The organism is Alcanivorax sp. DSM 26293 (genome assembly GCF_900107995.1).
In the GTDB taxonomy this organism is placed as follows: Bacteria; Pseudomonadota; Gammaproteobacteria; order Pseudomonadales; family Alcanivoracaceae; genus Alcanivorax.
In genome coordinates this window covers 293,933-307,180 of sequence record NZ_FNUM01000003.1, presented here as the reverse complement: position 1 = coordinate 307,180, position 13,248 = coordinate 293,933, and the positions used below count along the sequence as shown (strand labels likewise).

15 protein-coding genes are annotated in these 13,248 nt (G+C 61.4%); 7 read left to right on the top strand and 8 right to left on the bottom strand.

The window, feature by feature from the left end; all coding sequences use genetic code 11:
• Positions 1–83: 83 nt before the first annotated feature.
• The gene (locus C4S63_RS07825; RefSeq protein ID WP_103917235.1) at positions 84–629 is read left to right on the top strand and encodes an NADPH-dependent FMN reductase; all 546 of its coding nucleotides are present in this window, start codon (positions 84–86) and stop codon (positions 627–629) included.
• Positions 630–725: 96 nt separating this feature from the next.
• Here the strand turns inward: C4S63_RS07825 and C4S63_RS07820 are convergent, their stop codons facing one another.
• The 5 genes from C4S63_RS07820 to C4S63_RS07800 all read right to left on the bottom strand — a co-directional run bounded on the left by C4S63_RS07820 (position 726) and on the right by C4S63_RS07800 (position 5,579).
• Positions 726–1,310: a TIGR00730 family Rossman fold protein gene (locus tag C4S63_RS07820; RefSeq protein ID WP_103917234.1), complete on the bottom strand. Its 585-nt coding sequence runs from the start codon at positions 1,308–1,310 to the stop codon at positions 726–728.
• A gap of 219 nt (positions 1,311–1,529) precedes the next feature.
• Complete coding sequence (gene phoR / locus C4S63_RS07815) at positions 1,530–2,840, bottom strand: phosphate regulon sensor histidine kinase PhoR (RefSeq protein ID WP_062815181.1); 1,311 nt, start codon at positions 2,838–2,840, stop codon at positions 1,530–1,532.
• Positions 2,841–2,951: 111 nt separating this feature from the next.
• Entirely contained in the window at positions 2,952–3,656 is a 705-nt protein-coding gene (phoB, locus tag C4S63_RS07810; protein WP_062815182.1) for a phosphate regulon transcriptional regulator PhoB, read from the bottom strand.
• Positions 3,657–3,959: 303 nt separating this feature from the next.
• Positions 3,960–4,832 (bottom strand): 4-hydroxybenzoate octaprenyltransferase, encoded by an 873-nt coding sequence (gene ubiA, locus C4S63_RS07805; protein ID WP_103917233.1) that lies wholly within the window; start codon positions 4,830–4,832, stop codon positions 3,960–3,962.
• Positions 4,833–5,036: 204 nt separating this feature from the next.
• On the bottom strand, positions 5,037–5,579 hold the full coding sequence (locus C4S63_RS07800) for a chorismate lyase (protein ID WP_103917232.1): 543 nt from the start codon (positions 5,577–5,579) through the stop codon (positions 5,037–5,039).
• A 257-nt stretch (positions 5,580–5,836) separates the two neighbouring features.
• Between C4S63_RS07800 and rd the strand changes: the two genes are divergently transcribed.
• From rd to C4S63_RS07775, 5 genes are all read left to right on the top strand, one after another.
• The gene (rd, locus tag C4S63_RS07795) at positions 5,837–6,001 is read left to right on the top strand and encodes a rubredoxin (protein WP_008929914.1); all 165 of its coding nucleotides are present in this window, start codon (positions 5,837–5,839) and stop codon (positions 5,999–6,001) included.
• Between the two features lie 50 nt (positions 6,002–6,051).
• Entirely contained in the window at positions 6,052–7,200 is a 1,149-nt protein-coding gene (locus C4S63_RS07790; protein ID WP_062815186.1) for an NAD(P)/FAD-dependent oxidoreductase, read from the top strand.
• 175 nt (positions 7,201–7,375) lie between these two features.
• Positions 7,376–7,756 carry a hypothetical protein gene (locus tag C4S63_RS07785; RefSeq protein WP_062815187.1) on the top strand — a complete coding sequence of 127 codons (381 nt, stop codon included), beginning with the start codon at positions 7,376–7,378 and terminating at the stop codon, positions 7,754–7,756.
• Between the two features lie 154 nt (positions 7,757–7,910).
• A complete protein-coding gene (locus C4S63_RS07780; RefSeq protein WP_062815188.1) occupies positions 7,911–8,147 on the top strand; it encodes a DUF5062 family protein in 237 nt (78 codons plus the stop codon).
• A gap of 108 nt (positions 8,148–8,255) precedes the next feature.
• On the top strand, positions 8,256–8,897 hold the full coding sequence (locus tag C4S63_RS07775) for a hypothetical protein (RefSeq protein WP_103917231.1): 642 nt from the start codon (positions 8,256–8,258) through the stop codon (positions 8,895–8,897).
• Between the two features lie 54 nt (positions 8,898–8,951).
• Here C4S63_RS07775 and C4S63_RS07770 read toward each other — a convergent pair whose 3' ends face one another.
• The 3 genes from C4S63_RS07770 to znuC form a co-directional block, all read right to left on the bottom strand.
• Entirely contained in the window at positions 8,952–10,235 is a 1,284-nt protein-coding gene (locus C4S63_RS07770; RefSeq protein WP_082810729.1) for an MATE family efflux transporter, read from the bottom strand.
• Positions 10,236–10,428: 193 nt separating this feature from the next.
• Positions 10,429–11,211, bottom strand: coding sequence for a zinc ABC transporter permease subunit ZnuB (gene znuB, locus C4S63_RS07765; RefSeq protein ID WP_063509103.1), 783 nt, complete (start codon positions 11,209–11,211; stop codon positions 10,429–10,431).
• On the bottom strand, positions 11,204–11,977 hold the full coding sequence (znuC, locus tag C4S63_RS07760) for a zinc ABC transporter ATP-binding protein ZnuC (protein WP_062815192.1): 774 nt from the start codon (positions 11,975–11,977) through the stop codon (positions 11,204–11,206). Before znuC ends, znuB begins: the two co-directional genes overlap by 8 nt.
• A gap of 236 nt (positions 11,978–12,213) precedes the next feature.
• Between znuC and C4S63_RS07755 the strand changes: the two genes are divergently transcribed.
• The gene (locus C4S63_RS07755) at positions 12,214–13,080 is read left to right on the top strand and encodes a metal ABC transporter solute-binding protein, Zn/Mn family (RefSeq protein ID WP_234999964.1); all 867 of its coding nucleotides are present in this window, start codon (positions 12,214–12,216) and stop codon (positions 13,078–13,080) included.
• The last annotated feature ends 168 nt before the right edge of the window (positions 13,081–13,248 follow it).

Here is a 13,248-nt window from a genome sequence, read left to right as displayed (position 1 = left end):
ACTGCAGCACAGATTGCGTTGCTGACACCGTTAATTTCCGCGAAGCTGGTCGTTATTACGATATCCGGGAAAGGAGAGACAGTATGAAAATTCTGGCCATAGCTGGCAGCTTGCGGGAAAAATCCTATAACCGTGGTCTGGTGCGCGCCGCCCGGGCATTGGCGCCGGCGGGCATGGAAATCATCGAAGCGGATATCAGCGATATTCCACTTTATAACGGTGATGACGATGGTGACACCCAACCTGCTCCAGTGCTGGCTCTGGCGGAAAAGGTAAAAGAGGCGGATGCCCTGTTGTTTGCCACGCCGGAATACAATTACTCCATCCCCGGGGTGCTGAAGAATGCCATTGACTGGATGTCACGCGTGCCGGGCGGCATCTTTGCCGGCAAGCCCGCTGCCATCATGGGGGCCTCCATGGGCGGTATGGGCACCAGCCGCAGCCAGTACCACCTGCGTCAGGTGCTGGTGTTCCTGGATGTGCACCCGCTCAACAAACCGGAAGTGTTCGTCTCCGCCGCCCACGAAAAATGCGATGACAATGGCGATCTGCAGGATGAAAAAACCAGAGAAATGATCGGTAAGCAATTGGAGGCACTTAAGGTCTGGGCGGAGCGGCTCGGCGAATAATTAAGACCGTTGGAGCCTTGCTTGCAAGGCGAAGCTTTCAGAGTGGGACGACGGGGGATGCCTCTTCGCCTTGCAAGCAAGGCTCCAACGCGGTTCCTAGAGTTGGCTTTCTCGCCGAATCCATTTGGTGACATCCGGCGCCTGATAATCCGCGAAGCTGTCCAGCAGCGTTGCTGGACAGTTGTGAACCTGCAGGAGATCTCTGTGTTCCTGGCGCAGAAAGCCCTGGCTGACGGCGTGGTCGAGGAAGGTGATCAGGGGGTCGTAGTAACCGTTCACGTTCAGCAGGGCGCAGGGGTTGTGGTGAAAGCCCAGTTGCGCCCAGGTCAGAATTTCAAAAATTTCTTCCAGCGTACCCATGCCGCCGGGCAAGGCGATAAAGCCGTCAGAGCAATCCGCCATGGCCGCCTTGCGCTCGTGCATGGAACCGACTACACGCAATTCGGTGAGATGGTCGTTGCCGATTTCCTTGCGCATTAAGGCATCGGGAATAATGCCGATCACCTCACCGCCCCGTTGCATGACCGCATTGGCGATGGCGCCCATGACACCGACGCTGGCGCCACCATAAACCAGTCCCAGCCCGCGCTTTACCAGTTCGTCGGCCAGATCTTCAGCGGCGGTGATGTAGTCGTTCCCCTCACCGGGGCTGGAGCCGCAATAGACGCAGATTCTTTTCATGGATATTCACCTGATCCCTGCGCCGTAGGAGCGTCGCTGGCGGCGCGATAACGAACCTTGAAGACTGGAATTCCACCACAGAGGGCACAGAGTTCACCGAGGAAAAGATGGGTTTCTTCTCTGTGTGCTCTGTGCCCTCTATGGTGAAAATGCGTTTGATCTAGGTTTGCCATCGCGCCGCCAGCGACGCTCCTACGGCGGGGTATTTAAAAGTATCACTCATCCCGCCACCGCCGTGGGTTTGCTCACCAACCGCTCCGCCGGGAAATGACAGGTGAAGACGCTCCCCTTGCCCAGCTGACTCTTGATTTCCAGTTTGCCGTTATGACGGATCATCACGTGTTTGACGATGGCCAGGCCCAGGCCGGTACCACCGGTCTCGGTGACGCGGCTGTTGTCCGGGCGGTAAAAGCGTTCGGTGAGACGCGGGATATGCGCCGGGTCGATGCCGACACCGTTATCACTCACCGCCAGGTGTGCGCCACGCTCATCCTGCCACCAGTGAATACGGATCTGGCCACCGGCGGGGGTGTACTTGACCGCATTGGTGATCAGATTGCCGAAGGCGCTCTCCAGCTCCGCCGGGTTGGCAATCAGGCGGGCTTCTTCTGGCACGTCCAGCTCAATGCTGTGGCCCTTGTCGGCGCTGATCGCCAGGGCATTTTCGCGCATGCGCTTGAGCATGCCGTGGACAGGGACCGCCTGGCTGAGATTGTCCGCATTGGTGCCTTCCAGCCGGGCCAGCAACAGCAGGTCCGAGACCAGGGCTTCCATACGGTTGGACTGGTTGTCCATCTGGGTGAGGGCCCGACGTAACCGGGACTGTTCCTCCGGCACCGTGTCCAGCAGGGTTTCCAGGTAGCCCTTGAGCACGGTCAGTGGGGTTTTCAGTTCGTGGCTCACGTTGGCCACGAAATCCTTGCGCATCTGTTCCAGATGATGGATCCGGGTGACATCCCTGGCCATCATCAACTGCTCGCCCACCCCAAATTCGGTAATGCGAAATTGCAGGATGCGGTTGTCGTCCACCGGCGAGGGAATCTCCAGCGCCTCGCGGAAATCCCCCTTGCTCAGGTATTCGGTGAATTTCGGATGGCGCACCAGGTTGGTCAGCGGCTGGCCCAGATCCTGGCGGGCGTTGAACCCCATGTAGCGTTCCGCAGCCTGGTTCCAGTATTCCAGGTAGCCGTGCTGGTCAATCAGAATGACCACGTCTTCCAGGGCATTCACCGATTGCTGGGCACGGTGAATGATGCCCTGCAGATTTTCCTGGGCGCGGCGTTCTTTCTGGAAAAGGTGCTCAAGGCGGGTGTAGAACTCCCCCCACAGCCCGATGCTGTCCGGGGGTTCGGTGTGGTCATCGCGCACCAGCCAGCTGTACAGACCAAACAGCTGCCGGGTGCTCCAGATGATGTAGCCCAGCAGACCGACCACCAGTGGCCAGATGTGGCCCACTGCCAGCGCTGCCGCAACGGACAGCAGGATCAAGCCGACTATGCGATTTACTTCCTTGGCCAGACTGGCTTTCATGATCTCGCTTCCACCGCCCCGTTGCGGCTACGTGGGTGCATTCACCGTCACCGATCCGCATTGCATCACCTCTGGGGATTGCGCGCAACGCGCCATGCGGACCGGATCGCTTCAGCTTGCCTTGGCGGATTTTACCGAAAAACGGTAGCCAGTGCCGCGGACTGTCTGGATAAAGCGGTCGTAGCCGAAGGGGGACAGGGCCTTGCGCAGCCGGCGGATATGCACATCGATGGTGCGGTCTTCCACATAGACATTGGCGCCCCACACCTGATCCAGCAGCTGGGTCCGCGAATAGGCCCGCTCCTGGTGGCTCATGAAGAATTCCAGCAGACGGTACTCCGTGGGCCCCATGTCCACCGGTTCATCGTCGGCGCTGATGCGATGGCTCACCGGATCCAGGCACAGGCCTTCCACTTCGATGGCCTTGTCTGCCGCGGTGCTGGAAGCACGCCGCAGTACGGCCTTGATGCGGGAGATCAGTTCGCGGGTGGAAAACGGCTTGGTGATGTAGTCGTCGGCGCCCACATCCAGCCCCTGGATCTTGTTGTCCTCTTCGCTCTTGGCGGTAAGCATGATGATGGGGATTTCGTTGGTGGTCTCATCACGCTTGAGGCGGCGGGCCAGCTCGATACCGGTAACCGACGGCAGCATCCAGTCCAGCAACACCAGATCCGGGCGTTCATCGACAATAATTTCGTGGCCTCGCTGGGCGTTTTCCGCCTCCAGCACATCAAAATCGGCCAGCTCCAGCGCAACGGCCACCATTTCCCGAATGGCGGGCTCGTCGTCAACAATCAGAATACGGTTACGGGACATGGCTTTCCTTCCTTGCCTGTCTGTCTGTGTTGGCCTATTAGATTGCTTTTTTGTGACATCTGTATGACAAATTGGGCGGAAACGGGCGAAAAAGCAAGGGGGGGGAGCTACAAGCTTCAAGCTACAACGCGGATTGATGGGGGAGCTATCCGATGACGTTGGAAGCCGCGCGTCGAGGTGAAAGAGCGCAAGGATAAAGCATGGTTTGAAACCGTCAGATTTGTTTAGCAATGAATCGCGGGCATGGCGTTTCAGAACATGGGAGCCAGCCCGCGTTGTAGCTTGCAGCTTGAAGCTTGTCACTCAGAAGTACTGGAAATACAACCCGACAAACACACACGCCCCGGCCCAGTGGTTATTGAGAAAAGCGTGGAAGCTGGGCCAGCGTTCCCGGTAACGGATCAGGCTGTGCTGGAACAGGAAACTCAGGGACATGCCGGCCAGACCCAGGTACCAGGGCCAGGAAAAGTCCAGCCGTTGCCCCACCATGATCAGGGCCAGCAGAGTCAGCCCCTGGAGGATGGCGATCATCAAGCGGTCCGCATCGCCGAACAGGATGGCGGTGCTCTTGATGCCCAGTTTCAGGTCGTCTTCCCGGTCGCACATGGCGTATTCGGTGTCGTAGGCCACGGTCCACACCAGGTTGGCCACGTAAAGCAGCCAGGCGATTTCCGGCACGGCCCCGGTTTCGGCGGCAAAGGCCATGGGAATGGCCCAGCTGAAGGCAGCGCCGAGAAACAGTTGCGGCATAAAGGTGAAGCGCTTGGTAAAGGGGTACAGCATCGCCAGCCCCAGCCCGCCGAAGGACAGCCAGAACGTCAGTTCATTGAGAAACAGCACCAGCACAAAGGCCAGCAGCCCCAGCCCGCAAAACAACGCCAGGGCTTTCTTGGCGCTGATAGCACCGGTGGCCAGCGGACGGCCTTTGGTGCGTTCCACATCGCCGTCGAAATCTCGGTCGGCAAAGTCGTTAATCACGCAGCCAGCGGCACGCATGATGATCACCCCGAGAATGAAGATCACCACGGTCTTCAGGCTGGGCGTACCGTTCCCGGCAATCCACACCGCCCACAGGGTCGGCCACAACAGCAACAGGGTGCCGATGGGGCGGTCCAGCCGCATCAACTGAATGTAGGGCCAGAGCGACGGGTAGCGTTGTTCAACGAAGGCAAACATGGGACATCCGGTTGTCAGGGGCGGGGGTAAGTTTCAAGTTGAAAGTGGAAAGTTTCAAGGCTCCTTGTAGGAGCACCTCTTGAGGTGCGAAGCCTCGAATGGTCGCGATAACTCTTAGAGTTGAACCGACTCTCCCTCCAGGCAGGGTGACTGCGGTGAAAACCATTTCCTCGCTACGCTCGGTTCGCACCTCAAGAGGTGCTCCTACAGCAGCCCTGAAGAAACGCCAGTAGCGCCCACCTTCTCCCACAGCGCCGGCAGGAAGTATTCTGCCACCAGCAACGGTTCACCGCGTTTGATAAAACGGGACTGGCGCCCCCAGCACACTGGCATGGCTTCTGCAGGGCTCCCAATGCGGGCCCAGACCTGGTCGCGCTGGCAGGTGGGGCGTTTGTACAGTTCCAGGCCCAGGGAGCGGCTGCCCATATGGCCCAGGGAGCGATTGGCACCGGTCAGACTGGTCAGGGGGAGTACGCTGCGGGCGGCCACCACCGGGGTGTCGTCCAGCAGCAGGGTCACTTCGCGGATCAGCGCCGCCCGCCGGGGGGCCAGGTTCAGCAGTTGCCGTTCGTCGGCGCGGGGAAAGCTGATGGCGTGGTAGCCCGGCGCTACCCGGAACTGGCCGTGACGCTTCAGGCGCAGGGTCAGGGAGGCGGGATCCGCCATCCAGTCACGGATACGCGGCGGCAGCACCAGCTGTTCCAGCGGGCGCCAAAGGCTGTCAGGATGCAGGGCGGCAGGCAGCATGGGTCTCTCAACGTCGCAGGCCGCAGGACTATGGCGCAAGCGGTGACTCAGGGCAAGTCGGCGGTCAGCCTGTGTGCAGGCGCTTGCCTGCAAGGGATAATGGCGCTGGGCCCGGTCGATGGACCCCGGCGCCGTGCTTTGCCAGCGCCCAATGTCATTGATTTTTCGGGCGTGCGCCGATAGGTTAACGCCCCCCGAGAAACACCCTGTATGTAGCAGAGTAAGCAAGTACTTACTCCAAATCGACGAGGTTCACGATGAAGAAGTGGGAATGCGTAGTGTGCGGTTTCATCTATGACGAAGCCGAAGGTCTGCCCGATGAGGGTATTGCCCCGGGTACCGCCTGGGATGACGTGCCGGAAGACTGGGTCTGCCCGGACTGCGGCGTGGGCAAGGAAGACTTCGAAATGGTGGAAATCTGAGCCACTGCTACGGTCATTCTGCCCGTTCACTGATTAATTAAGGACTGTTCATGCAACCTATCGTCATCATCGGTTCCGGCCTTGCCGGCTTCAACACCGTCAAGGAATTCCGCAAGCTGGACAAGGACACGCCCATCGTCATGCTCACCAGTGACGACGGCCGTAACTATTCCAAGCCCATGCTGTCCGCCGGTTTTACCAAGGAAAAAACCGCTGATGACCTGTGCATGGCCACGCCGGAGAAGGTTGCCGAGCAGTTCAATGTGGAAGTGCGCACCGACGTGCACGTGGCAGAGATCGATCCTTCCGGCAAGCGCGTGCTGCTGCCGGACGACCACCTGGACTACAGCAAGCTGGTGCTGGCCCTGGGCGCGGATACCTGGACGCCGCCGCTGGAAGGCGACGCCGTGGGCGATGTGTTCTCCGTCAATGACTTGATGGATTACGGCAAATTCCGCACTGCCCTGCAGGGCGCCAAGAAAGTCACCATCCTCGGTGGGGGTCTGATTGGCTGTGAGTTTGCCAATGACCTGTCCAACGGTGGCTATGCGGTGACCCTGGTGGAACCCCAGGGCCGTTGTCTGCCGCTCTTGCTGCCGGAACCGGCCTCTGCCGCCGTGGGTCGTGGCCTGGCGGATCTGGGCGTGACCTTCCACTTTGGCCCCCTGGCCCAGGCGGTGAATCACGGCGACAACAACCAGCTGGTCACCGAGCTGTCCGACGGTACGCGCATTGAATCCGATGTGGTGCTGTCCGCCATCGGCCTGCGCCCGCGCATCGCCCTGGCCAAGGAGGCCGGCCTGGCTATCAACCGTGGCATCATCACTGACAAGACCCTCAAGACCAGCGCTGAAGACATCTACGCCCTGGGTGATTGCGCCGAAGTCCAGGGCCATGTGCTGCCCTATGTGTTGCCGCTGATGGCCTCCGCCCGTGCCCTGGCCAAGACCCTGGCCGGCGAAACCACGGCGGTGAGCTATGGCGTCATGCCGGTCACCATCAAGACCCCGGCCTGCCCGGTGGTGGTGTGTCCGCCTGCAGATGCAGAGAATGGCGAGTGGGAAATCCAGGAAGACGGCAACAACGTTCAGGCCCTGTTCCGCGGCAAGGACGGCAGCCTGCAGGGGTATGCCCTCACCGGTGATGCGGTGAAAGAGAAGATGAAGCTCAACAAGGAACTGCCGCCGTTGATGCCTTAGTAGCTACAAGCGTCAAGCTGCAAGCTACAAGGCGCGTGATAGATTGGCGGTTACCGGCAATGTCTTCCCCCGCGATTCGGGCGCGGTAAATGCGGTTCGGTTTGCATGGCCTGCTCCCGTGTTGCAGCTTGTAGCTTGAGGCTTGAAGCTCGCCCCTGACAGAAAAGGAACGCCCATGAAATTTGCACTGGTTTTGCTGGTCCTTGGCTGGCGTTTGCGCTGGTTGGCCTGGCGTAATGCGGGTTTTCGCAAACAACTGGAAAACCGCAACGTGATAATGCAGTGGCGGACCTTCAAGGGTAAGCCGGCGCGCAGTTTTCATTTCACGCCAGGCAAGGTGGTGTCCTCCGGTGGCCTGCACGACAAGCCCACGGTCACCCTGAACTTCAAGGACGCCAGCTACGCCTTCCGCACTCTGCAGGTGGCGGGCAAGAACCAGATGGCCTTCATGGAAGGCATGCAGGCCGGCGACATCAAGATCGAAGGCGATCCGGGGCAGCTTATGTGGTTCATGACCCTGATGAAGTTCATCATGCCGGGTGGCAAGAAAAAATAGCTCTCCCGGTTCTTCCTGCAAATGTCTCACTGCACGCCCCGGATTCGGGGCGTGTTCGTGTCTGGCCCTCCGCTTCCGTTTTCCCTTTGGTAAATTCGGGTCATCCCGTAGGCTGGTGAAATATTCAGGTTGCTAACCAAGACAGGGAATGGCGATGAAGAAACTGAAAAACGAAAAGGAACTGGTCAAGAAAGCCATTGCACTGGGGGTGGATTACGCGGAGAAGCGCGGTGTGGTGGAATTCGAACCCACCGATTCTGCGGCGGAGAAGCTGGAGTACATCTACCGGCTGCTGGTGCACGACAAGGTGATTCAGCCGTTGCCGGAGGACCAGGTATCTCAGCCCTCCATTCAGCACAAACTCGCCATCTGGGCTTCCAAGCAGACATAACCGGTATCGCTTGTTGCTTGCCGGTCTGTTATAAAAATCCTTGAACTCGAGCCTGTGGGCAAGCATTCCCGCGCTCGATGGAATTGCCTCTCTTCAAAAGGACCTGATATGCGACGCATCGCCCTGTTGGCCATTGCCAGTATCGTTTTGCTACTGACCGCCTGTGCGACAACCACGGAAACCCATTCCACCTGGCAAACCAAAACCGGAGAATCCCACCCGACCTTCCGGCATATGTATGTGCTGGTGCTGGCGGATGACCCGGCGGTTGCTGCCACGGCAGAACAGCAGGTGCGCAAGAGCCTGAATCATCGGGCCGTGGAAGCCACGCTGGCCAGTGAGACCCTGGGCGAGCGAGAGAGCGAACGGGAGGCGTACCGTGCCCAGGTCGAGGCGGCTGTGAAGGCCAGCGGTGCCGATGGCGTCATGGTGGTGTCGTTGCTGAAAGTGGAAGAACGCTCCGAGTATGTGCCGCCCCAGGTGGACTATGTGCCCGTGCCCTCTGCCCCCATGTATCTGGGCTACGGCCCCTATGTGGGCCACAGTTACGGCGCCATCTATCAGCCCGGTTATTACCACAATGCCAAGGACTATTACCTGCAGACCCAGGTCTACAGCGTGGAGCGCAAGCGCCCGGTGTGGCAGGCCCAGTCGCGCAGCATGAATCCGGATAGTCTGAAGAACGGCGCCAAGGGCTATGCCAAGAGCATTGTCTCGCAGCTGGACAAGGATGGTGCCCTGAAGCGCTAGCCGTTATGCCAGAGAGGGCACAGAGCCCGCGCAACACCCCCTCCGCTCTGTGCCCTATCCCGCCAGCCGTTTTTTCAGCACCCAGCCCATCAATATCCCTCGACCCGCCATAAAGCCGTTCATGGCCAGCCACAGGCCGTGGTTCTCCCAGCCCAGGGTTAACGCCCAGAGCACAAAGAAAATCCCCACTGCCAGCAACATGGTGTTGCGCATGGCCGCGCCCCAGGTGGCGCCCACGAAGATGCCGTCCAGCCAGAAGCCGGCACTGGCGGTGAGGGGTAACAGCAACATCCAGGGCAGATAGGTAATGGCCGTGTCGCGGATGCCGGGCAGGTCAGTGAGCAGATGAATCAGTGGCACACCGCCGAGACTGAACGCGATCAGCCCGAGGGCCGCACAGGCCACGGTCCAGCGGCCGGTGGCGCCAATCGCCTGGCGCAAGGCCTGTCGATCATGTCGGCCATGGGCGTCTCCCACCAACGCTTCCGCCGCATTGGCAAAGCCGTCCAGCAGGTTGCTGAGCAGCAACAGAAAGGTGATCAGTACCGCATTGGCGGCCAGCACCGCATCCCCCAGGCGGGCGCCCTGGGCGGTGAAGAAAAAGAAGGTGCTGAGCAGGGCCAGACTGCGCAGGAAGATATCCCGGTTCACCGCCATCAGCGCCAGCATGGCCGCCGGCTGCCACAACCGCTCCTGTCGCGCCGGTGGTCGCAGGGCGGCGCGCAGCCAGAACAGACCGCCGGCCAGGCCCACGTATTCCGCCGTGGCACTGGCGATGGCAACGCCGCGCACATCCAGATGCCAGACCTGTACCAGCAGCACGTCCAGCAGGGCATTGGTGCTGTGCATCAGCACCGTCATCTTCAATGGCACCCGGGTATTGTGGGTGCCAATGGCAAAACCGATCAGGGCAAAATTGGCCAGCGCCGCCGGGGCGCCCAGAATGCGGATGTTGATATAGTCCCCGGCCAGCTTCTGCACCTCGTCGCTGCCGCCCAGCAGCCACAGCCCGGATTCCCGCAGCAGCGGCGACAGGGCAATCAGCCCCAGCCCAAGCACGGTGGACAGCAACAGGGCGCGCAGCAATACCACCCGGGTATCCTTCTCCCCACCCCGCGCCTGGGAGGCAAAGCCGGTGGTGCCCATGCGCAGGAAATTGAAGGAGAAATACAGGAACATGAAGACATTGCCACCCAGCGCCACCGCCGCCAGATAGCGGGGATGGTCCAGATGCCCCACCACGGCGGTGTCCACCAGCCCCAGCAACGGCGCCGTCAGATTGGACAGCAACAGCGGCCAGGCCAGCATCCAGATGCGGCGGTTAATCGATAAGCTCACTCAGCCCTCTTCAACAATCCTTCTACGGAGCCGCTGTAGGAGCGCCTCTCGAGGCGCGAACCGCGTGTAAACGCGGAAATCCCCCGCAGGGCGATCAGGCAATCCCAGGGCTCGACAGGTTTGGATAGAAACCCGATCCTCTCGCTATTGCTCGGGTTCGCACCTCGAGAGGTGCTCCCACAGAGAGACATTGTCATGCTGGTCGCCGCAGCAACGTCAGCACAAACAAACTGCTGGCGGCGACCACGATGGAGGGGCCCACCGGTGTATTGGCAAACCAGCTCACCGCCAGCCCGGCCAACACTGCCAGGGTGCCCAGCACGCTGGCCACCGCCGCCATCTGCGCCGGGGTATGGGTGAGCCGGCGGGCGCTGGCGGCGGGGATCACCAGCAGGGAGGTGATCAACAATACCCCCACGGTGCGGATGGCACCGGCGATCAGCAGGGCCAGCAACAACATCAGCAGCAGCCGGGTGCGCTGTACCGCCACCCCTTCCACCTGGGCCAGTTCCTCACTGACGGTGATGCTCAGCAGGGCCCGCCACTGCCACAGCATCAGCAGCAGAATCAGGATGGCACCGGCCCACAGGGCCAGGGCATCCTGCCAGCCCACCGCCAGCAGGTCGCCGAACAGATAGGCAAACAGGTCCACCTGGATACCCTGCTGCAGGCTGATGGCAATCACCCCCAGGGCCAGGGTGGTGTGGGCGACAATGCCCAACAGGGTATCGCTGGCCAGTTGCTGTTGATGCTGCAGGGCGGTGAGGGCAGCGGCCAGGCCCAGGCATACGGCCACCACAGCCAGGTACAGACTGATATCCAGCGCCAGCCCCAGGGCCGCCCCCAGCAGCGCGCCGTGGGCCAGGGTGTCGCCAAAGAAGGCCATGCGCCGCCAGACCACAAAGGCACCCATGGGCCCGGACACCAGGGCCACGGCCAGGCCGGCGAACAGCGGCGGCAACAGCAGCTCAATCATGGTGGCAATTCCCGTCGTGTTGGTGGCCCGGTTGGGCGTCGCCATGCAGATCATGGTCGTGGTCATGATCGTGGGTATAGAGCGCCAGGTTGGGGGTGCCGGCACCGGGCCCGAACAACTCGTGGTAGGCCGGGTCCCGGCTCACGGATTCCGGGCTGCCGGAGCAGCACACATGGCGCTGCAGGCAGATCACTTCGTCGGTGGCGGCCATCACCAGATGCAAGTCGTGGGAAATCAGCAGGATGGCGCAGCCCAGATCATCGCGGACCGATTTGAGCAGCCCGTAGAGCGCATTCTGCCCGGCCACGTCCACCCCCTGGGCCGGTTCGTCCAGCACCAGCAGGTCCGGCTTGCGCAGCAGGGCCCGGGCCAGCAGCACCCGCTGCATTTCGCCGCCGGACAGCTGCTGCACAGCACGGCGACGCAGGTGGGCCACCCCGGCCTGCTCCAGGGCCGCCCGCCGGGCGGAGGTGGGACCGGGAGCGGCCAGCCACAGGAAGCGGTCCACGGTCAGCGGCAGGCTATCGTCGATCTTGATGTGCTGGGGCATATAGCCCACCCGCAGGCCCTTGCGCCGGGTCACCGAGCCGCTGGACGGCGTCACCAGCCCCAGCACCACCCGCGCCAGGGTACTTTTGCCGGCGCCATTGGGGCCGATCAGGGTGGTGATGCGCCCGGGAGCCAGGGTCAGGCTCACCCCGGACAGCACGCTGTTGCCACCCAGGGTGACTGACACCGCCTGCACATTGACCAGAGGATCCGACATAGCAAAAGGGCCCGAAGAACAAAGGCGCAATGATATACTGCCGGCCTTTCGCCTGCACGAAGCAGGCTTGTTGCAGGAGCGCGGCAGAGTGCATGCGTCGCTGGCGTCGCGATAACCCAACAGTGACGAGTTGCGAGAAGCGAGTTTCGAAAATCAAGATTCCTGGAGCTGGGGCCAGGTTTTCGCTTCTCGTACCTCGCAACTGGGTTTGCTCCTGCACGGTGTTAAACGAGGAAATGATGCGCAGTTTGTGGTTGGTTATGTTGATGATGCTCAGTGCCCAGGCAGTGAGCCAGACCCTGGTGGCCAGTGTGGAGCCGTTGGCCAAGGTGCTGCGCGGCCTCTATGGCGACCAGGTGGAGGTGGTGACCCTGTTGCAGGCCAACCAGAACCCGCATCAGCTGGCCCTGTCCCCCCGCCAGGCCATGCTGGTGCAGCAGGCGGATCTGCTGGTGTGGCTGGGCGAGGCGGTGGAAGCGCCGCTGGCTCCCCTGGTGGCCCGCCGGCAGGGTCCGACCCTGAGCCTGCTGGCCCTGGAAGGCGTCCATCGCCGGGAAGGGGGGGAGGATCACGACCATGGACATCAACATGCCGACCACGCCGATGCCACTCTGGATCCGCACCTGTGGCTGTCACTGGACAACATGATGCGACTGGCCGGAGCGCTGGCGCAGCAATACCCGCAGGGGCTGAAAGCCGGAGAACCGGCACGCTGGCAGCAACAGGCCAAAGACCGCCATACCCGGCACCGGCAGGCGCTGGTCGGGCTGGAGGGAGTGTCCTGGCTGAGCTACCACCAGCCCTGGGGGTATCTCACCGAAACCCTGGGGCTGGCGGAGCCGCTGGTGGTGTCAAAGCAACTGGATGCGGGACCCGGTAGCCGGCGTTTTGTGGCGCTGGCCGGCGAGATTCGCGAGCAGCAGGTCCGCTGCGCCATCCTTGAGCCGGAAGCCCGCGCCGCCATGGTCTCCCGGCTGTGTCCGGATTGCCGGGTGCAGCCTCTGGACCCGCTGGGCCGGGACTACCCGGAACTGGATTATCTGAGCTGGCGGGATCGGCTGGTGGAAGGTTTCAAGGCGTGTCTGCAGGCGGGAGCGGGCTGAAGCTACGAGCTCCGCTCGCTGGATAAGAAAAGGTTGGAAGGTTCCCAAGGCTTCGGCATTTCTTACGAAGCCGCTGTAGGAGTACCTCTTGAGGTGCGAACCTTGCGAAGCAAGGAAATCGCCCGAAGGGCGATCAGGCATTTCAGCACTCGACAGGTTTCAGAAAGA

What these genes read in the sequence shown, in the direction of transcription:
- C4S63_RS07825 (WP_103917235.1), top strand. Translation starts at nt 84, where the DNA reads ATGAAAATTCTGGCCATAGCTGGCAGCTTGCGGGAAAAATCCTATAAC.
- C4S63_RS07820 (WP_103917234.1), bottom strand. Translation starts at nt 1,310, where the DNA reads ATGAAAAGAATCTGCGTCTATTGCGGCTCCAGCCCCGGTGAGGGGAAC.
- phoR (WP_062815181.1), bottom strand. Translation starts at nt 2,840, where the DNA reads ATGAAAGCCAGTCTGGCCAAGGAAGTAAATCGCATAGTCGGCTTGATC.
- phoB (WP_062815182.1), bottom strand. Translation starts at nt 3,656, where the DNA reads ATGTCCCGTAACCGTATTCTGATTGTTGACGACGAGCCCGCCATTCGG.
- ubiA (WP_103917233.1), bottom strand. Translation starts at nt 4,832, where the DNA reads ATGTTTGCCTTCGTTGAACAACGCTACCCGTCGCTCTGGCCCTACATT.
- C4S63_RS07800 (WP_103917232.1), bottom strand. Translation starts at nt 5,579, where the DNA reads ATGCTGCCTGCCGCCCTGCATCCTGACAGCCTTTGGCGCCCGCTGGAA.
- rd (WP_008929914.1), top strand. Translation starts at nt 5,837, where the DNA reads ATGAAGAAGTGGGAATGCGTAGTGTGCGGTTTCATCTATGACGAAGCC.
- C4S63_RS07790 (WP_062815186.1), top strand. Translation starts at nt 6,052, where the DNA reads ATGCAACCTATCGTCATCATCGGTTCCGGCCTTGCCGGCTTCAACACC.
- C4S63_RS07785 (WP_062815187.1), top strand. Translation starts at nt 7,376, where the DNA reads ATGAAATTTGCACTGGTTTTGCTGGTCCTTGGCTGGCGTTTGCGCTGG.
- C4S63_RS07780 (WP_062815188.1), top strand. Translation starts at nt 7,911, where the DNA reads ATGAAGAAACTGAAAAACGAAAAGGAACTGGTCAAGAAAGCCATTGCA.
- C4S63_RS07775 (WP_103917231.1), top strand. Translation starts at nt 8,256, where the DNA reads ATGCGACGCATCGCCCTGTTGGCCATTGCCAGTATCGTTTTGCTACTG.
- znuB (WP_063509103.1), bottom strand. Translation starts at nt 11,211, where the DNA reads ATGATTGAGCTGCTGTTGCCGCCGCTGTTCGCCGGCCTGGCCGTGGCC.
- znuC (WP_062815192.1), bottom strand. Translation starts at nt 11,977, where the DNA reads ATGTCGGATCCTCTGGTCAATGTGCAGGCGGTGTCAGTCACCCTGGGT.
- C4S63_RS07755 (WP_234999964.1), top strand. Translation starts at nt 12,214, where the DNA reads ATGATGCGCAGTTTGTGGTTGGTTATGTTGATGATGCTCAGTGCCCAG.